The sequence below is a fragment of the Qipengyuania marincola genome, from assembly GCF_029688625.1.
GTDB lineage: Bacteria > Pseudomonadota > Alphaproteobacteria > Sphingomonadales > Sphingomonadaceae > Qipengyuania.
In genome coordinates, this window is the sequence record NZ_JARULC010000003.1 from 792,389 (window position 1) to 810,894 (window position 18,506).

16 protein-coding genes are annotated in these 18,506 nt (G+C 63.3%); 10 read left to right on the top strand and 6 right to left on the bottom strand.

The window, feature by feature from the left end; all coding sequences use genetic code 11:
* Positions 1-7: 7 nt before the first annotated feature.
* Entirely contained in the window at positions 8-574 is a 567-nt protein-coding gene (locus tag P8Q88_RS13785; RefSeq protein ID WP_446532566.1) for a DUF305 domain-containing protein, read from the top strand.
* Positions 575-652: 78 nt separating this feature from the next.
* Here P8Q88_RS13785 and nusG read toward each other — a convergent pair whose 3' ends face one another.
* Together nusG and secE are read right to left on the bottom strand one after the other, a co-directional pair.
* Positions 653-1,189: a transcription termination/antitermination protein NusG gene (gene nusG / locus P8Q88_RS13790; protein ID WP_278324405.1), complete on the bottom strand. Its 537-nt coding sequence runs from the start codon at positions 1,187-1,189 to the stop codon at positions 653-655.
* A gap of 31 nt (positions 1,190-1,220) precedes the next feature.
* Positions 1,221-1,424, bottom strand: a complete 204-nt coding sequence (secE, locus tag P8Q88_RS13795; RefSeq protein WP_278324406.1) for a preprotein translocase subunit SecE — start codon at positions 1,422-1,424, stop codon at positions 1,221-1,223.
* Between the two features lie 251 nt (positions 1,425-1,675).
* On the opposite strand from secE, the gene P8Q88_RS13800 reads away from it, so the two are divergent.
* Positions 1,676-3,199: an alanine/glycine:cation symporter family protein gene (locus P8Q88_RS13800; RefSeq protein ID WP_278324407.1), complete on the top strand. Its 1,524-nt coding sequence runs from the start codon at positions 1,676-1,678 to the stop codon at positions 3,197-3,199.
* A gap of 79 nt (positions 3,200-3,278) precedes the next feature.
* Here the strand turns inward: P8Q88_RS13800 and P8Q88_RS13805 are convergent, their stop codons facing one another.
* Entirely contained in the window at positions 3,279-3,434 is a 156-nt protein-coding gene (locus tag P8Q88_RS13805) for a hypothetical protein (RefSeq protein ID WP_278324408.1), read from the bottom strand.
* Between the two features lie 90 nt (positions 3,435-3,524).
* Positions 3,525-5,345, bottom strand: coding sequence for a DUF885 domain-containing protein (locus tag P8Q88_RS13810; RefSeq protein ID WP_278324409.1), 1,821 nt, complete (start codon positions 5,343-5,345; stop codon positions 3,525-3,527).
* A gap of 282 nt (positions 5,346-5,627) precedes the next feature.
* Between P8Q88_RS13810 and P8Q88_RS13815 the strand changes: the two genes are divergently transcribed.
* Positions 5,628-7,682, top strand: coding sequence for a S9 family peptidase (locus tag P8Q88_RS13815; protein WP_278324410.1), 2,055 nt, complete (start codon positions 5,628-5,630; stop codon positions 7,680-7,682).
* 67 nt (positions 7,683-7,749) lie between these two features.
* Positions 7,750-8,265 (top strand): hypothetical protein, encoded by a 516-nt coding sequence (locus P8Q88_RS13820; protein WP_278324411.1) that lies wholly within the window; start codon positions 7,750-7,752, stop codon positions 8,263-8,265.
* A gap of 34 nt (positions 8,266-8,299) precedes the next feature.
* Here P8Q88_RS13820 and P8Q88_RS13825 read toward each other — a convergent pair whose 3' ends face one another.
* Positions 8,300-9,169, bottom strand: a complete 870-nt coding sequence (locus P8Q88_RS13825) for a MipA/OmpV family protein (protein WP_278324412.1) — start codon at positions 9,167-9,169, stop codon at positions 8,300-8,302.
* Between the two features lie 136 nt (positions 9,170-9,305).
* Between P8Q88_RS13825 and crtY the strand changes: the two genes are divergently transcribed.
* The 6 genes from crtY to P8Q88_RS13855 all read left to right on the top strand — a co-directional run bounded on the left by crtY (position 9,306) and on the right by P8Q88_RS13855 (position 17,211).
* A complete protein-coding gene (crtY, locus tag P8Q88_RS13830; RefSeq protein WP_278324413.1) occupies positions 9,306-10,493 on the top strand; it encodes a lycopene beta-cyclase CrtY in 1,188 nt (395 codons plus the stop codon).
* Positions 10,490-12,040 (top strand): phytoene desaturase, encoded by a 1,551-nt coding sequence (locus tag P8Q88_RS13835; RefSeq protein ID WP_278324414.1) that lies wholly within the window; start codon positions 10,490-10,492, stop codon positions 12,038-12,040. Before crtY ends, P8Q88_RS13835 begins: the two co-directional genes overlap by 4 nt.
* On the top strand, positions 12,037-12,618 hold the full coding sequence (locus P8Q88_RS13840) for an LOG family protein (protein WP_278324415.1): 582 nt from the start codon (positions 12,037-12,039) through the stop codon (positions 12,616-12,618). Before P8Q88_RS13835 ends, P8Q88_RS13840 begins: the two co-directional genes overlap by 4 nt.
* A gap of 29 nt (positions 12,619-12,647) precedes the next feature.
* Entirely contained in the window at positions 12,648-13,634 is a 987-nt protein-coding gene (locus P8Q88_RS13845; RefSeq protein WP_446532571.1) for a phytoene/squalene synthase family protein, read from the top strand.
* 36 nt (positions 13,635-13,670) lie between these two features.
* Positions 13,671-15,551 carry an acetyl/propionyl/methylcrotonyl-CoA carboxylase subunit alpha gene (locus P8Q88_RS13850; protein ID WP_278324416.1) on the top strand — a complete coding sequence of 627 codons (1,881 nt, stop codon included), beginning with the start codon at positions 13,671-13,673 and terminating at the stop codon, positions 15,549-15,551.
* A gap of 109 nt (positions 15,552-15,660) precedes the next feature.
* The gene (locus P8Q88_RS13855; RefSeq protein ID WP_278324417.1) at positions 15,661-17,211 is read left to right on the top strand and encodes an acyl-CoA carboxylase subunit beta; all 1,551 of its coding nucleotides are present in this window, start codon (positions 15,661-15,663) and stop codon (positions 17,209-17,211) included.
* On the opposite strand, the gene P8Q88_RS13860 is transcribed toward P8Q88_RS13855, so the two are convergent.
* The gene (locus P8Q88_RS13860) at positions 17,208-18,473 is read right to left on the bottom strand and encodes a multidrug effflux MFS transporter (protein ID WP_278324418.1); all 1,266 of its coding nucleotides are present in this window, start codon (positions 18,471-18,473) and stop codon (positions 17,208-17,210) included. The two genes, P8Q88_RS13855 and P8Q88_RS13860, sit on opposite strands and share 4 nt — an antisense overlap.
* Positions 18,474-18,506 lie beyond the last annotated feature (33 nt).

The window sequence follows — 18,506 nt, forward strand, 5'->3', positions numbered from 1 at the left end:
GAGCCCAATGTTGGCTGATCACAACGCGAAGAATGACGGCAATTACGGCCGCTTCATGGCGATGGTGGGCACTTCCACCGTCATCATGCTCGGCCTCATGTATCTCAACACCTATGCCCTCGCGCATGTCTTCTGGAGCGAGACGCGCTTCTGGATGATGTTCGTTATGGGCGCGGTGATGGCGGTGGTCATGCTCGCCTTCATGTGGGGGATGTATCGCAACACAGCCAAGAACATCGTTATCATCGCCGTCGCCGCGATTACCTTCGGCCTTTCGCTCTTCCTAGTGCGCAGTCAGGTCACGGTGGACGACAGCGATTACATGTCGGCCATGATACCGCACCACTCGATCGCCATTATGACCAGCGAGAGAGCCGGCATCGAAGACGTCCGCGTTCGCAAACTCGCCAATGACATCATTCGCGCGCAGCGAAGAGAGATCGACGAGATGCGCTGGCTGCTGGAGGACATCGAAGCCAATGGCATCGCCGCGAGCGAGGCTGAAGCGGCCGCGAGGCCGGTCCCGCCGTTCGAAGGCGAGGTGAACCCCGGCACGCCGACGCCAGGCGAATAGCTCGCAAGCTGTCCCTGATAACGAAAGCCCCGCCAGGATCTCTCCCGGCGGGGCTTTTCGCCTGGCCTGCCGAAAGGCCTACTTGACCAGTTCGACCTGCTCGAAATCGAGTTCGACCGGGGTCGCGCGGCCGAAGATCGAGACCGAGACCTTGACCTTCTGCTTGTCGAAATCGAGCTCTTCCACAAGGCCATTGAAGCTGGCGAAGGGGCCGTCGAGCACCTTGACCTGGTCGCCGATCTCGTAATCGACGCTGACCTGCTTCTTGGGCGCGGCCTTGGCTTCTTCCACGCCGCCGAAATAGCGCGCGGCTTCCTTGTCGGAAATCGCCTGCGGCTTGTTGTTGGTGCCGAGGAAGCCGGTTACCTTGGGTGTGTTCTTGACGAGGTGATAGACATCGTCGGTCATGTTCAGCTTGGCCAGCACGTAGCCGGGCATGAATTTGCGCTCGACCTGCACCTTCTTGCCACGCTTGACTTCGGTAACCGTCTCGGTCGGGACTTCGACCTCCTCGACACCTTCGGACAGGCCCAGCCGCTCGGCCTCGGCGATGATCGAATCGCGAACCTTGTTCTCGAAGCCGGAATAGGCGTGGATGATGTACCAGCGTGCCATGTGTCGGATACCCTGTCGGAAAGTGGCTAGGTCAGGCGAGCGTCAGCAGCCAGCGCACAACCGCGCCGAACAACGAATCGATGCCGAGGAAGAACAGCGAGAGGATCAGCGTCAGAATGCCGACGAAGATCGCGGTGCGCACGGTTTCCTCGCGCGTCGGCCATACGACCTTCTTGCCTTCGGTCTGCACCTGCCGGAGGAATTCCGCCGGGCTGGTCTTCTGCTTGTCTGCCATCACTCGCACTCTCGCGTAAGATTAGTCGCGCCGTCCGCCACTCCTGTAACAGGTAGGGCTCTTCGCCGCCCCGGTTCAAGTCCGGGAGGGGCTTTTTTGATCCCAATGTCGGAAGACGGCGCTGCATCTAGGCCGTGATTTGCGAAAAGGCAAGCGGTGGGCGGGGCGCAAATGCGGCCTTTTCAAGTCGGCGCGCTGCCACTAGCGTCCGCGCTTTCACCCGACAGGGTCGTATGAGGGGAATTTCCGCAATGGCAACCAGCCAGGCACCAAGTCTGGGCGAGCGGCTGATCGAGCCGGTCACCAATGTTTCCGATTTCATCTGGGGCGGCACTTGGAACGGGGCCGAAGTGCTCCCCTTCCCGCCGATGACCATCATTCTGCTCGGCATCGGCCTGTGGATCATGGTCGGCCTCAAGTTCTACCCGATCATCAAGCTCGGCAGCGCCTTCAAGGGCCTGTTCGCCGGCCGCAAGAGTCAGGGTGCGGGCGAGATTTCGCCGTTCGCGGCGCTTTCGACGGCCCTGTCCGGACAGGTCGGCACCGGCAACCTTGCCGGCGTCGCCACGGCCATCGCGCTGGGGGGCCCCGGGGCGATCTTCTGGATGTGGATCACTGCCCTGTTCGGCATGGCGCTGGCCTTTGCGGAAGGCTCGCTCGCCATCCGCTATCGCGAGACCACCAGCGACGGCGTGAAGCGCGGCGGCCCGATGAGCTACATCATGATGGGTCTCGGCCCGAAGTTCACGTGGCTGGCCGTGATCTTCTGCCTCGGCACGCTGTTTTCCGCACTGGTGACGGGCAATTCGATCCAGGCGAACGCCGTCGCCGACGGCCTGAACGAGCTGTTCGGGATCGAGGAATGGCTCGGCGGGCTGATCGTCGCGATCCTCGTCTTCATCGTCATCATCGGCGGCATCAAGTCGATCGGTAACGTGGCCGAGAAGGTCGTGCCGTTCATGGCCGCGACCTATATCCTAATGGCGATTATCGCGCTGATCCTGAACTTCGGCGACCTGCCGGAGACCTTCGGCCTGATCTTCTACGGTGCCTTCAATGCGCAGGCGGCAAGCGGTGGCTTTGTCGGCGCGGCGATCATCCTCGCGATCCGCGCAGGTGTCGCCCGCGGCCTGTTCTCGAACGAGGCGGGTCAGGGTTCGACCGCCATCGCCCATGCCGTAGCGCAGACCGACGATCCCGAAACGCAGGGCCGCATGGCAATGCTCGGGACGTTCATCGACACGATTGTGATCTGCACGATGACCGCGCTTGTCATCCTGACCGTGCGGGGCGATTTCACCGCCAATGGCGAACCGGTGCTGCACGCCTGGCAATCCGACCGCGTCGGCTTCGAGATGACCAGCGGCGCATTTGCCGCCGCCTTCCCGGTCGAGATTGCCAGCATTCCGATCGGGACGCTGGTGGCATCGATCGCGCTGATCCTGTTCGTCTTCACAACGCTGCTGACCTGGAGCTATTACGGCGAGCGGGCGATCACCTTCCTCTACGACCGGATGAAGGGCTCTACCCGGTCGGGCGAAAAGAAGCTGCACATGGCCTGGCGCGTGCTGTGGTGCGTGGTCATCTGGCTGGGCGCGGCGCAGCCGAGCGAGCTGGTCTGGCGCTTGGGCGACATCTCGAATGCCGCAATGGCCCTGCCCAACCTTCTGGCGCTCGCCCTGCTGTCGGGTGTCGTGTTCAAGCTCGCCAAGGGCGAACGGACAGCCGGCAAGGATCATCACGTCGCGACGCCGGAAGAGCCGGAGGAATACTGATCGCCGCCAAATTGCGGCGGACATGAAAAAGGGGCCGGGAGTGGACGTTACTCCCGGCCCCTTATCCTTCGACTGAACCTCAGCGCCGTCCGAACAGGCGGGCGAAGAAGCCCGGTTCTTCGCTCTCCATCGGCAGGATCTTGCCGTGGACCTTATAGCGCAGCGAGCTGTCGCTATACGGCTTGGGCTTCACCCACCTGTCGGGGCGGCTGCTATGGAAGGACATGCTCGACATGGGCTAACCTCATGAAATGCTTTCCCTCCGTCCTGGTGGGTAAGAACCCTTAAGGGCGCCATCGGGTTCCCGAAGCTGCCTCCGGAGGGTTCAGGCTCCCCCGTCAGCGATCCAGCGATCGATCTTCGCTTCGAGAACCGGAAGCGGCAGCCCGCCCGTATTCAGCACCTGCGCATGAAACGCCTTGATGTCGAAATCATCGCCCAGCCTGGCCTTAGCGCGATCGCGCAATTCCTGGATCTTGAGCGCGCCGATCTTGTAGGCCAGCGCCTGGCTCGGGATGGCGATGTACCGGTCCACCTCGTTCTCGACCTCGGTCCGCGTCATGCCAGAATTCTCCAGCATGAAGTCGATCGCCTGGTCTCGGGTCCAGCCCTTGGCGTGGATGCCGGTGTCGACCACCAGCCGCATGGCGCGCAGCTGTTCGTCCTGCAACGTGCCGTAGCGCGCCCAGGGATCATCGAACAGGCCCATGTCGTAGCCAAGCGTCTCCGAATAGAGCGCCCAGCCCTCAACGAAGGCGGTGGTGCCGCCGAACCGCATGAAGGCCGGCAAATCGGTATTCTCCTGCGCGAGGCTGATCTGGAAATGGTGACCTGGCGCACCCTCGTGCAGATAGAGCGTGACATTGCCCGTCGTCAGGCGACTGGGAAGGTCATAGGCGTTGAAATAGAAGGTCCCGGGTCGCGAACCGTCGGGCGCGCCCGACTGATAGGAACCGCCAGCCGAAAAGCGTTCGATCGAAACATCATAGGGTTCGATCTTCAGTTCCGATTTGGGCAGCAGCGAGAAGTAGTCGCCAATCTTCTCGTCGACTTCCTCGCCAATACGGTAATAGTCCTGTGTCAGCCATTCCCGGCTCTCGGGCTTGAACTGCGGATCGGTGCGGACATAGTCGAAAAACTCGTTGAGCGTCCCGTCATAGCCGACCTCGGCTTTGAGCGCTTCCAGATCGGTCTTGATGCGCGCTACTTCGCCAAGGCCCAGCTGGTGCACTTCCTCGGCTTCGAGCGGCAGGGTCGTAGTGCTTTCGATCAGCTGCTTGTAGAGTTCCTCGCCGCCTTTCATTTCACTGAGGCCGATGCTTTCGCGGGCGGCGGGGAGGTATTCCTCGCGCAGGAAATCGCGCAGCCGTTCATGGGCGGCGTAGATGTCCTTCGTCTTCGCTTCGTAGGCGGTAGTCAGGCGTGCCTTGTCGGCATCCGAGAAGTCTTCGGGGAACATGCCCACCGGACCCATGAACTGCGATTCGGCCACCGGCACGGCCAGCAGCGTATCGAGCTGCTCGATGACGCGGCCGATGGTCAGCTTCGTCTCGAGCACGCCTGACTCCATCCCCTCGCGCGAACGTTCGATGGCGCGGTCGGTGATGGCGATGTAATCGTCATGGCGGCTGAGGTTGTCCTCGTAATTCTCCAGCGTCTTGAAGGGCGCAGCGCCCTTGCCGCTGGCGAAGTTCGGATAGAAGGTGTGGAAGCCGAAGAAGTGGTTCACCGGCCGCACCTCGGTCAGGGCGCGAATTTCGTCGGTCTGGCCACGCAGCGCATCTTGCTGCTGATACTTGAAGACATCGTACGCAAGCTGGTCCGTCGGGCTGAGCTTGCTGCGATCGATCTGCGAGAGCAGGGCGAGATTCAGTTTGGTGTCCAGCCGCGAGGCGTAGAAACTCGCATCGGTCAGGAAATCGCCCAGCCGGTCGGCATTCTCCGTATCGCCCCGGAACAGCCGGCCGAGCGGATTGAGCTCGAGCGAACGAGCGTCGGATTCCTCGAACAGCGCGAACAGCCGATCGCGCTCGCTCTGCGGTGCTTCCATTGCCGCATCATCCTGCGCAGCGGCGACACCCGGCGTGCCCAATGTTACGATGGAGGCGGCAGCAGCGCAAAGGATCGCGCGGCGGAGTTTGGTCATGATGGTTCCCAGTCGGTTCGTGTATTGCCGCGGCATGACACGCTATGAAGGCAAGAACACGCCAAATTGACGATTGCCCCTATGCGCTCGACGAACGTCGAGCATCATGCGGAGACGCATGACGGACCATGTCGCGAAGAAGCTGCGCGATGACGAGCTGGAGATCGAATAGCTCCAGCTGGCCGCGCCGGGCCCTGCATACCTCTCGCAACAGCGCGATTTGCCCTTCGCGCCGTGGTCGCTATGAAGCGGCCAAACGTTCACCACGAGAGAGGAATTTCGATGACACTTCGCGCCGCGACTACTGCCGCAGCCCTCCTTGCCACTGCCTCGATTGCCGCGCAGGCGCAGGCCCGTCCGATGACACCGGAAGACGTGGCGAAGCTCGAAAGCGTCGGCACGGTCGCCGTCTCGCCCGATGGCAGCCGCGTGGCATTCACCACTGCCAGCCTGCCCGACGTAACCGAGGGCGAGGACAACGGCTCGACCAGCCTGCAGCTCAACATGGCTTTTGGCCCGAACAATGTTCGCGAGTTCTTGCCCGAGGACATCAACGCCTCGTCCATCGCCTTTTCGCCCGACGGCCGCATGATCAGCTTCCTGTGGGCCGACGAGGACGAGGACCGCGCAGTCTATGGCATCCCGGTCGATGGCGGCGCACAGCGCAAGCTTGCCGCAGTCGAGGACGCCGCGGTGCGCTCCTACGCCTGGTCGGCCGATGGTTCGACCATCTGGATGCTGGCCGCCGCCGAGAAAGACGAGGCGCGCGAGAAGCAGGCGAAAGCCGGCTTCGATGCGATTGTTTACGAAGAGGAAGCCCGGCTGAACCGCCTGTTCGCCGCGCGGGTCGGCACAGAGGTTGACGGCGATCCTCGCGAAGTCACCATTCCGGGCTATGTCAGCGGCTTTCACGTCGCGGCCGACGGGCGCACCGGCGTGGTCGAGAGCGCTCCGACGCCGCAGATCGACGATGCATACACCTCCAAGCGGGCGCACATCATCGACCTGCAGACCGGCACTGTCCGCTCGATCGTCGAAACGCCGGGCAAGCTCGGCGATATCGAGATTTCGCCCGACGGCCGTCAGCTTTCCATGATCGCCGGCGTCGACATGAACGACCCGGCGGAAACGACGCTGCATCTCGTCGATGTTTCGAATGGCAGCTATCGCGCACTTAACGCCGGCGCCCCCGAAGCCGCCATCGATGCCGAATGGCTTGCCGACGGCCGCCTCGCTGCAGTGGTCCACAAGGGTGCGGAGAGCGCGCTGCGGATCTACAACGCCGATGGCAGCGTGGCTGAGGAACATGAAGGCGGTGACCTGCTGCTGGCTAGCGTGGAAAGCGGCGGCGGGACGATCGCAGTCGAGGCCAGCAGCGCGACGCACCCGACCGAGCTGTTCGTCTGGTCGAATGGCGCCTTTCAGCGATGGACTTCGCATAACCCATGGCTGTCCGAAATCGACTTCGGCACTCAGCGCACGCTGACCTACACCGCACGCGATGGCCAGCAGGTCGAAGGAATCCTGATCGAACCGGTTGGCGGCGTTCCGCGCGGCGGCGCCCCGCTGATTCTCGACGTACACGGCGGGCCCGAGGCACATGAATCGGACGGCTGGAACACCGCCTATGGCGCGCCGGGCCAGGTCGCTGCGGGACAGGGCTATGCCGTTTTCCTGCCCAACTACCGCGGCTCGACTGCTTACGGCACGGCCTTCTCCAAGCAGCACCAGGGCAATTACACCGATCCCGAATTCACCGATCTGGTCGATGCGAAGCGTGCACTGGTCGAGATGGGCGTGGCCGATGCGGATCGCGTCGGCGTGACCGGTGGCTCCTATGGCGGCTACGCCACGGCGTGGAGCTCGACCTATTTCAGCGACGAATTCGCGGCGGGAGTCATGTTCGTGGGCATCTCCAACCAGATCAGCAAGTTCGGCACCACCGACATCCCGTACGAGATGTACAATGTTCACAGCCGCGCCTGGCCGTGGGACGACTGGCAGAAGATGCTGGAGGTCTCGCCGATCTACCATGTCGACAAGGCCAACACCCCGCTGCTGATCCTCCACGGCGAGGAGGATACGCGCGTGTCGCCAAGCCAGAGCTACGAGCTCTACCGCTCGATCAAGGTGCGCAAGCCCGAAGTCCCGGTACGCCTCGTGCTCTATCCCGGCGAAGGCCATGGCAACAGCAAAGCGGCCGCGCGATATGACTACAACAAGCGGATGATGCGCTGGTTCGACACCTACCTGAAGAGCGGCGACCGCGACGCACCGCTGCCCGATCCGCGACCCGAGCTGGATCTTTCGAGCGACGACGAGGGCACAGAAAACTAAGGTAACCTCGCGCTTACCAGTGCCGTGCTAGTGCCCGCCGCCATCACCTGGTGAAAGGCGGCGGGCCGTGCGGGCAGTGTTGGGAATAGCGGCGGGCGCAGTCATGATTGCGGCAGGCCTCGGATATTTTCCGGACCTCGAAGGCTTGCCGCTCGCCATGGCCGTCATCTTCACGCTTTTCGGCGCGTTGCTGATCTATGCCGCGGCCTATCATGGCGTGCTCCGCATGCGCCGGCGCCGCGCCTATGACGGTGGCCGCGAACGCCGAGGCACTGCGCGTCTGCTCAAACCCGCTGACGAGGACGATGCTACGGCTTACCTGCTGTTCGCGAACAGCCATTCCGAATGGCTCATGTCGGTCGAGATGCGCAGTATCAGCTCGAAGTGCGATGCGCTGGTCGAAGGTACCGCCGCCAAGGCCTATCTGGGCGAGGACGACAGAATCTATGCGCTCGAAATCGGCGATGCCCGGGCCCTGCCGATCTCGCCCGGGGTCCCGTTTGAAGGAAAGTTGCGCGAGCGGATAGAACGCGTCGGTCGCAAGGAGGCGGAATGGGTCGCCTGGACAGGGAGCAGCGGCTGAGCCAATGCACCGCGCCTATCCGGAGGGGGTACGCCTAGAAGGTGTAGCCGATCCCCAGCGCCGCGCTCCATTGATCTGCATCGCCGCGAATGCTCGTGAAAGGCGTTTCCTTGGCATCGCCGAGCAGCCGCGAATAGCCGCCGAAGGCGATCAGCGCGAGCCCACCATTGGTCGCGTCGCCGTCGAGATCGTAGCCCAGCAGCAGGTTCACCCCCGCCCGGTCGAAGCCGCCATCGGCATCGAAGGCCGGCAGGGCCACGCCAGGTTGTACGAAATTGATCTGCGGGACCGAATAGTAATACTCCGCATAGTCATCGTTCACCCAGTTTGTGCTGAGCGAGATCGAGGCGATAGCCGCGCGGCTGAGCGGCGTGAAATAGGTGACGCTGGGGCTGACGGTGAAGCCACTGTGCGCGCCCGCGACATCGAAGAGCACATCGGTGCTGACTGTCAGGCTGTCGAAGGGATTTAGCAAGCCGGGAAAGCTCAGCCCGACCGTCGGACCGACCTCGATCGCAGTGTCGAGTTCGCCATATTGCTCGACCACCTCGTCCTTGATGCGGTCGGCGCGATTATTGCGGATGCGTGCGGAAATGCCGGCGGAGATATCCACGCCACTCTCGGCATCCGGCAGGAAATCGAGAGCGAGACCGGCTGGCCGGGGATCGATGCCGATCCCGCCAAGCCGGCCCTGCACGATCGGGATTGGCGTAAACACGTAGTCGTCGGATCCATCGTAGCTGGGCGAATATACACCGCCAACACCGATGCTGATCCAGTTGTCGTCGAACACGCTGTCCTCGGCGAAGGGATCGCCGGTCGGAGGCTCCTGCTCCTGCGCGGAGAGCTGGGTCGCCGATACGAGTGCAAGGGCAGCGATCGCCGTGGAAACTGTGGTTTTCATGAAGTGCTTTCTCATTTTCCCCCGTGCCGTTCCCGGCGTCCGTGTCAGCCTTTTCAATTCGCAGTGCGGCGTTGCGTTCCCCCGGATAACGCAAGGCGATTGCCCGGCGCGCCCGCATTGCCTAAGCCCCTGCGCGATGACCGGGCGCGCAATCGACATGGCGATAGTAGGTGGCGGCCTTGCCGGTGGCCTCGCTGCCCTTGCCGTGCATCGTGCGCATCCAGCCCTCGAAATCGCCCTGTTCGAAAGCGGCGACGTGTACGGCGGCAACCATCGCTGGAGCTGGTTCGACAGCGATCTTGCACCGGCGGGCGAGGACTTGCTCGCTGCGTTTCCCCAGACACGCTGGGACGTCGGGTACGATGTCCGCTTTCCGGGACTGGAGCGCACCCTCGCATCGACCTATCGCTCGCTCGCCAGTCGCGATTTCGACGCGACCCTGCGCCGCCTGCTTCCACAAGCCGCGCTCCGGCTGAACTCGCCCGTCGCGGAGGTCGCGGCGGATAGCGTGCAGCTTGCGACGGGCGAGAAGGTGCGCGCGCAAATCGTTGTCGATTGCCGCGATGCGCTGCCTACGCCGCACTTGCGCGGTGGCTGGCAACTGTTTTTGGGGCGTCACTTGCGGCTCTCCTCCCCGCATGGGATCACGCGACCCATCGTGATGGACGCGCAGGTCGAACAGCACGATGCCTATCGCTTTGTCTATACGCTGCCGCTCGGCACTGACGAGTTGTTCGTCGAGGACACCTATTACGCTGACAGCCCGGTGCTCGATCGCGAAAGCCTCTCGCGCCGCATCGACCGCTATTGCGCAGCCAATGGGTGGAGCGGCGAGACGGTGGGCGAGGAAACCGGCGTTCTGCCGGTCATTACCGGTGGGGATTTTGCTGCCCAGCGCCAGTCCCTCGCCACGCCCGGTGTCGTCGCGATCGGCGCGCGCGGTGGGTTCACCCATCCCCTCACCAGCTATACCGTCCCGTTCGCAGTGGACAACGCCCTGACCTTGGCACGCCATGCCGCATCTCCGGCGCAAAAGCTGTCCGCCCGGTTCGAAAGGCGCGCGCATGACCATTGGCGCGACACGGCATTCTACCGCCATCTGGGCCGGATGCTGTTTCTCGGAGGCGAGCCGGAGGAACGCTATCGCATCTTCGCGCATTTCTATCGGCTGCCCGAACCGTTGGTGGAACGCTTCTATGCCGGGCGGTCCACCCTTCCGGACAAGGGCCGCATTCTGATCGGCAAACCGCCGATCCCGATACCCGCGGCAATCCGGGCCCTGCTTGGCAAGGGCGCGCCGCTCGTCCATGAAGGAAGACCATGAACGCCGAGACGAAAACGCCGCCCACCGCCGCGGGCGAAGCCCAGACTGCCGAGATTGTACCCACCGGGAAAACGGCCTGCGTCATCGGGGCGGGATTCGGCGGGCTGGCGCTCGCCATCCGGCTGCAATCCGCCGGCATCCAGACCACTTTGGTCGAGGGACGCGACAAGCCCGGCGGCCGGGCTTATTATTGGGAAAAAGACGGTTTCACCTTCGATGCCGGCCCGACCGTTATCACCGATCCCGATTGCCTGCGCGAGCTCTGGGAACTGACCGGACACGACATGGCCGAGGATGTCGAGATCGTGCCGGTGATGCCCTTCTATCGCCTCAACTGGCCCGACGGCACCAATTTCGACTATTCCAACGATGAAGAGCAGCTCTTCAGCGAAATCGCGGCGCTCAATCCTTCGGACGTGGCTGGCTATCAGCGCTTCCTCGACTATTCCGAGGCGGTTTATCGCGAAGGCTACGTAAAGCTGGGGCACAAGCCCTTTCTGGACTTCAAGTCGATGCTCAAGGCCGCGCCGGCCCTTGCCAAGCAACAGGCCTGGCGCAGCGTCTACTCGATGGTGTCGAGCTACGTCGAGAACGAGAAACTGCGCGAGGCGCTGAGTTTCCATACCCTGCTGGTGGGCGGCAATCCGATGAAGACCAGCAGCATCTACGCGCTGATTCACAAGCTGGAGAAAGACGGCGGCGTGTGGTGGGCGAAGGGGGGCACCAATCGCCTCGTCGCCGGCATGATCCGCCATTTCGAGCGCATTGGCGGGACGGTCCGGATTGGCGATCCGGTGCTGCAGGTCCACACGCTGGGCACGAAGGCGACGGAGGTCGAGTGTGCTTCGGGCTGGCGCGAGCGGTTCAATGCCGTCGCCAGCAATGCCGACATCATGCACAGCTATCGCAACCTGCTGTCCGATTCCAAGCGGGGCAAGAGCTATGCCCGGGGGCTGTCTCGCAAGAAATTCAGCCCCAGCCTGTTTGTCGTCCATTTCGGGATCGAGGGAACCTGGCCGGGCATCCCGCACCACATGATCCTGTTCGGGCCGCGCTACAAAGGCCTGCTGGAAGATATTTACGACAATGGCGTGCTGCCGGAAGACTTCTCGATCTACCTGCACCATCCCTCGGTGACCGATCCCGACATGGCGCCCGAGGGCAAGAGCACCTTCTACGCGCTGGTCCCGGTCGCCCATATGGGCAAGCTGGCAGTCGACTGGGACGAGATGGGCCCGATCCTGGAAAAACGCATTCTCGACGAGATCGAGCGGCGGCTGATCCCCGACCTGCACGACCGGATCGTGACCAAGTTCCATTATGCGCCGAGCGATTTCGCGACTGACCTCAACGCCCATATGGGCAGTGCCTTCAGCCTCGAGCCGGTGTTAACCCAAAGCGCATTCTTCCGGGGGCATAATCGCGACGACGTGATCGACAATTTCTATCTCGTAGGCGCGGGCACGCATCCTGGCGCAGGCATCCCCGGCGTGGTCGGCAGCGCCAAGGCGACCGCCGGCCTGATGGTGGAGGATCTGGTCGAGTGAACCGCCTGGCCGTCTATTGCGGCTCGGCCTCGCCCGAGGATCCGCGCTATATCCAGCTGGCCTACGATGTCGGCGCGGGGCTGGCCGAACGCGATATCGGCCTCGTCTACGGCGGCGGCCGGCTCGGGTTGATGGGGGCGGTTGCGCGCGGCGCGCTCGATGCGGGGGGCGAAGTGATCGGCGTTATTCCCGATGCCCTCGCCAATTCCGAAGTTGCCAATCACGATTGCACCGAGCTCTACACGGTGGGCGGCATGCACGAACGCAAGCAGCGCTTCACCGACCTCAGCGACGGTTTCGTGACCATTCCCGGCGGTGTCGGCACGATGGACGAATTGTGGGAAGCGATGAGCTGGGCACAGCTGGGCTATCATGACAATCCGGTCGGCCTGCTCAATGCCTTCGGCTTTTATGACGAATTGATCACCTTCAATCGCAAGATGGCAGAGGTCGGTTTCGTTCGCCCGGTGCACCAGAACATCCTTGTCCACGATACGACGCTGGGCGGCCTGCTCGACAAAATGCGCAGTTACGAACCGCACACGCCGATCTTCCAGATGAAGGCTGACGACCTCTGAATACCCCCCGCCCCCTGACGACCAGCAAGATTCGGGCGACCCCCGCGCGCGCCGGTGGCGGGCGCGAGCGGGCCAATCTCGTCGCCAAGGCGCGCGAGGCGATCGAGGATGGATCGCAGAGTTTCGCTGCAGCAAGCAAGCTGTTCGACCGCCGCACGCGCGAGCGCAGCTGGCTACTCTATGCCTGGTGTCGCCGCTGCGACGATATTGCCGACAATCAGGACAAGGGCGGCCCGCTGGGCGACCAGGGCGACCTGAAAAGCGCGGAAGACCGCGTGCAGGCGATCCGGGTGTTGACGAAGCGGGCGCTGGATGAACAGCCGACCGCCGATTTCGCTTTCGATGCCTTCGGTCAGGTCGCCGATGAAACCGGCCTTACATGGGACCTCGCCAACGACATGATCGGCGGCTTCGCGCTCGATGCCACGCGCTGGCAGCCGGCGACCGAAGCCGACATGTTGCGCTATTGCTACCACGTGGCGGGATCAGTCGGGATCATGATGGCGGTCGTAATGGGGGTTAACAAGGACGACGGCGAAACGCTGGACCGGGCCTGCGATCTCGGCCTCGCCTTTCAGATTGCCAATATCGCGCGCGACATCGTGGAAGATGCGGAAGCGGGCCGATGCTACCTGCCGAAGACCTGGCTCGACGAGATGGGTTGGCAGGCGGGCGAACATGCTCTGCCGGAAAACCGCTTTGCACTTGCCGGCCTGATGCCGCGCCTGATCGCGCTGATGGAAAAGCACGAAGAGGCCTCGAAGCTTGGGGCGAGAAAGCTGCGGTTTCGCCAGCGCTGGGCCGTGCTGGCAGCGGCCAATATTTATGGCGCGATCGGGCGCAAGGTGCTGGAACGTGGCCAGCTGGCCTGGGACAAGCGCACGCGCGTCGGCGGGCTGGAAAAGTCGTGGCATGTCGCGACGGCTTTCGTCGAAGCCCTGTGGAACCGCCCGGCCGGACCGCGCGAGCCGATTTTGTGGAGCCGCCACGATTTCCGCCCCGTCGCCGGGTGGTAGCTTGAACGGCCGCGACGCTACGGCTAGCGCACGCTGATGATTTCAAAGCTCCTCATCGCCAATCGCGGCGAGATCGCCTGCCGCATCATCCGCACTGCGCGCGAGATGGGGATCGCCACGGTGGCGGTCTATTCGGATGCCGATGCCAAGGCGCTGCATGTGCGGCAGGCAGACGAGGCGGTGCACATCGGCCCCTCGCCCGCTGCCGAGAGCTATCTCGTGGGCGAGAGGATCATCGCGGCGGCCAAGGAGACGGGCGCCGAGGCGATCCATCCGGGCTACGGCTTCCTCTCGGAGAATGCGGATTTCGCGCAGGCGGTGATGGATGCCGGAATTATTTGGGTTGGCGCGCCGCCGTCCTCGATCCGCGCGATGGGGCTGAAGGATGCCGCCAAGAAGCTGATGCGCGAGGCGGGCGTGCCCGTCACTCCCGGCTATGACGGCGACGACCAGTCGGCGGAACGCCTGAAGCAGGAAGCCGACGCGATCGGCTATCCCGTGCTGATCAAGGCAGTCGCAGGCGGCGGCGGCAAGGGCATGCGCAAGGTCGATGCGGCCGAGGACTTCCTCTCCGCGCTCGAAAGCTGCCGGCGCGAGGCCAAGGCGAGCTTCGGCAATGACGATGTGATCCTCGAAAAGTGGATCACATCGCCCCGCCATCTCGAAGTGCAGGTGTTCGGCGACAGCCACGGCAATGTCGTCCACCTGTTCGAGCGCGACTGCTCATTGCAGCGCCGCCACCAGAAGGTGATCGAGGAAGCCCCCGCCCCCGGCATGGACGAGGCGACGCGCGAGGAAATCTGCGCCGCCGCCGTGCGCGCCGCCAAGGCCGTCGATTACGAGGGCGCGGGCACGATCGAATTCATCGCCGACGCCAGCGAAGGCCTGCGCGCCGATCGCATCTTCTTCATGGAGATGAATACGCGGCTTCAGGTGGAACACCCGGTGACGGAGGAAATCACCGGGGTCGATCTGGTGGAATGGCAGCTGCGGGTGGCGAGTGGCGAGCCGATCCCGCTGAAGCAGGAGGAGCTTAGCATCGATGGCTGGGCCATCGAGGCGCGGCTCTATGCGGAAGACCCGATCACCTTTCTGCCCAGCACAGGCCGGTTGGAGGTTCTTCGCTTCCCTAAAGACAAGGACTTGTTCGCAGAATTACGCATCGAAACGGGCGTGGAAGAAGGCGATTCAGTTTCGCCATTTTACGATCCGATGATCGCCAAAATCGTCGTTTCCGGCGGCGACCGGGATACCGCACGATTAGAACTTGCAAAGGCTCTCGAACACTTGGCCGTTTGGCCAGTGGTGTCGAACGCGCCATTCCTGCTCAAATGTCTCATTCATCCAGAGTTTGCCGAGTTTGCTGTTACCACGGGTTTCATTGCTGCGAATGAAGACGCGCTCCTCCAGCCGGTTGAACCCGATAAAGCTACGCTGCAGCTTGCTGCCGAAAACGTGGTTGGCAAGTTTGTCTCAAATCGATCAAACGTTGGCTTGCTCGGTTTTCGCCTAAATTCTGGGCCACGAACAAAGGTTCACGTTTCGGTTGATCGTAAGGTTCATGAAGTTGAATTGGCGGCGTTCGATGAAGTCCAACCGCAATCCGCAGGCGGTGTAATAACACTTGATGGTCGAACCTTTCGTTATGAGGACGCGCCCGAACGCGGCACTGGAGCAGCCTCCACCGCCGACGGCGCCATCCTCGCGCCAATGCCAGGCAAGGTCATCGCGGTTGATGTGGCCGAGGGCCAAGCCGTCACGGCCGGACAGCGGCTGATGGTGCTTGAGGCGATGAAGATGGAACACGCGCTCACCGCACCCTTCGACGGGACGGTCACCGAACTCTCCGCCAGCGAAGGCGGGCAGGTTCAGGTCGAGGCGGTGCTGTGCGTGGTGGAGCCTACGGAAGAGGGCTGATCTCTCGATCCGTTCGTGCTGAGCTTGTCGAAGCACCGCTCTTTCTTCTAGCTCAGGTCCCGAAGAGAAGGACCGCCCTTCGACACGCTCAGGGCGAACGGAGATTGAGATGTCATGGCAAGCTGAACTCGAGGAACTGCGCCAGCGCGAAGCCCTCGCCGAGCAGATGGGCGGCGCGGACAAGGTCGCGCGGCAGCACGGGCGTGGCAAGATGGATGCGCGCGCCCGGCTCGCGGCGCTGGTAGACGACGGCTCCTTCCGTGAGATCGGCAAGATCGCGGGCAAGGGCTCCTATGACGAGGACGGTAATCTCGATACCGTCCTCCCCGCCCCGTTCCTGTTCGGCAAGGCCACGATCAACGGTCGCCCCGTGGTCGCCACGGCGGACGATTTCACCATTCGCGGCGGCGCGGCGGACGCCGGGATCAGCCGCAAGATGGTGCAGGCCGAGAAGATGGCGCACGAGCTCAAGCTGCCCATCGTCCGCATGATCGACGGCACCGGGGGCGGAGGCTCGGTCAAGACGCTCGAGCAGATCGGCGCGACCTATATTCCTGCCGTGCCCGGCTGGTCGGACGTGGTCAAGAACCTCGACACCGTGCCGGTGGTGGCGCTGGCGCTCGGCCCCACGGCGGGACTCGGCGCGGCACGGATCGTCGCCAGCCACTATTCGATCATGGTCAGGGGCCTCAGCCAGATCTTCGCCGCCGGACCCGCCGTGGTCGATGGCCTCGGGGATAGCTACAAGGGTTCGGACGATCACCAGCAGGCGAAGGAAGACCTCGGCGGCAGCGGCATCCACACCCGCAACGGCGTGGTCGATGACGAAGTCGCCAGCGAGGCCGAAGCCTTCGCCCGCGCGCGGCACTTCCTCAGCTTCATGCCCGAGCATGTGGGTCAGCTCGCCCGCCGTTCCAACTGCACCGATCCGGTCCACCGGCGCGAAGAAGCCCTGCTCTCTCTCGTTCCGCGCGAGGACAAGCAGGTCTATTCCATGCGCCGCTGCATGGAGATGGTCTTCGACCAGGGCACCGTTTTCGAAATCGGCAAGATGTGGGGCCGCGCCTGCATCACCGCTCTCGCCCGGCTGGACGGCTGGCCGGTGATGGTGCTTGCCAGCGATCCAAGCTACCTGGGCGGCAGCTGGGACGCTAAGACCAGCGAGAAGGTCGAGCGCTTCGTGAAGCTGGCCGACCAGTTTCGCCTGCCCATCGTCCACCTGGTCGACAACCCAGGCTTCATGATCGGGCGCGAGGCCGAGATGGCAGGCACGATCCGCTACGGCGTGCAGGCGATGAACGCGATCTACAAGGCGACGGTCCCGCTTGCCAGCATCGTCCTGCGCCGCGCCTATGGCATTGCCGGCAGCGCGATGAGCAACGCCGAGACCTATCAATACCGGTTCTGCTGGCCGAGCGGCGACTGGGGCAGCCTGCCCATCGCGGGCGGGCTGGAGGTCGCTTACAAATCCGATCTCGAAGCCGCCGAAGATCCTCGGGCAGAGCTCGAAGCAATCCGCGAACGGCTCGACAAGGTCACCTCGCCCTTCCGCAGCGCCGAACGTTTCAATGTCGAGGATATCATCGACCCGCGCGACACGCGCCCGCTCTTGTGCGAATTTGCAGAACTCGCCTGGCGCCGGGTGGAAAGCGAGAGCTAGTCGTCTTCCGGCTGCGGTGGCCCGAACAGCATGCCGCGCTCGCTGAACAGCACGAATATCAGGCTCAGCACCGCAGTCAGGAGCAGCGCGGTCGCCAGGGGCCGCGCGGTGCCATCGTACATATAGCCGACATAAGCGCCCAGCGCAGCGCCGCTCGTCATGCGCAGGAACCCTTGCGCAGAAGACGCCGCACCCGCGATATGGCGAAACGGCTGCAGCGCGATGGAGCCGAAATTCGCGCCGATGAAGCCAAGCAGGCTCATGTTGGCCGCCATCAGCGGCACGAAGGTCCACAGCGTTTCATCCGGCTGATTGGCGAAATAGAGTTGTGCGCCAGCCACTGCGATGAATGCGAATAAAGCCGCGTGGCTCACACGGCGCGCCCCGAACCGCTCCACGATCCGGCTGTTCGACCAATTCGCGATTGCCATGCAGCCCGCGCAGATCGCGAAGATCAGCGGGAAGCGGTCACCCGCTCCGAAAGCCTCGCCAATGAGCTGTTGCGAGGAATTGATGAACCCGAACAGTCCGCCAAAGACCAGCGCGCTGCCCAGCGTATAGCCGATCGTCTCGCGCAGGGTGATAGCCGCCTTCATGTTGCGCGCGATGACGGGAATGCGGATTTCCTGCTTGTCTTCCTCGTGCAGCGTTTCCGGCAGGCGGATATAGACCCACAGGCTCATCGCCACACCCGCAAAGGCCATGGAGGCAAAAATCCAGCGCCAGTCGCCGAGAGCAAAAAGCACGGCCTGTCCGATGCTGGGGGCCACGGCCGGGACGAGCAGGAAAATGACGAAGATCAGGCTCATCATGCGCGCCATCTTGTCGCCACCCACGCGGTCGCGGATGATTGCCGGCGGCAGCGCGATGATGCCCGCCGCGAAGAAACCCTGCGCGGCCCTCAAGGCAACCAGCCCGTCATACGAGGTAACGAGCGCACAAGCGATCGACAGCGCGATGTAGAGAAACAGGGCGGTGAACAGCACCGGGCGACGGCCGTAGCGATCGGCAAAGGCGCCGGGTATCAGCGTGCCGATGCCGGCCGCGAGCAGATACGCGCCCACGACGAACTGGCGATCGTTGCCGCTTGCGCCCAGGTCTTCGGCCAGCACATCGAGCGCCGGCAGGATTGCATCGATGCCAAAGGCATTAAGCGCCATCAGCAGCGCCATCATCCAGATCAGCTCGAGCTCGCCGATCCGCGAGCGCTTGGCCGCGGCGGCTTGCGGGCGTTCTCCCGCGGCAGGCTGATCTGTTCGCATCTGCACAAAATGGCGAGTGGACCCAAAGGTTCC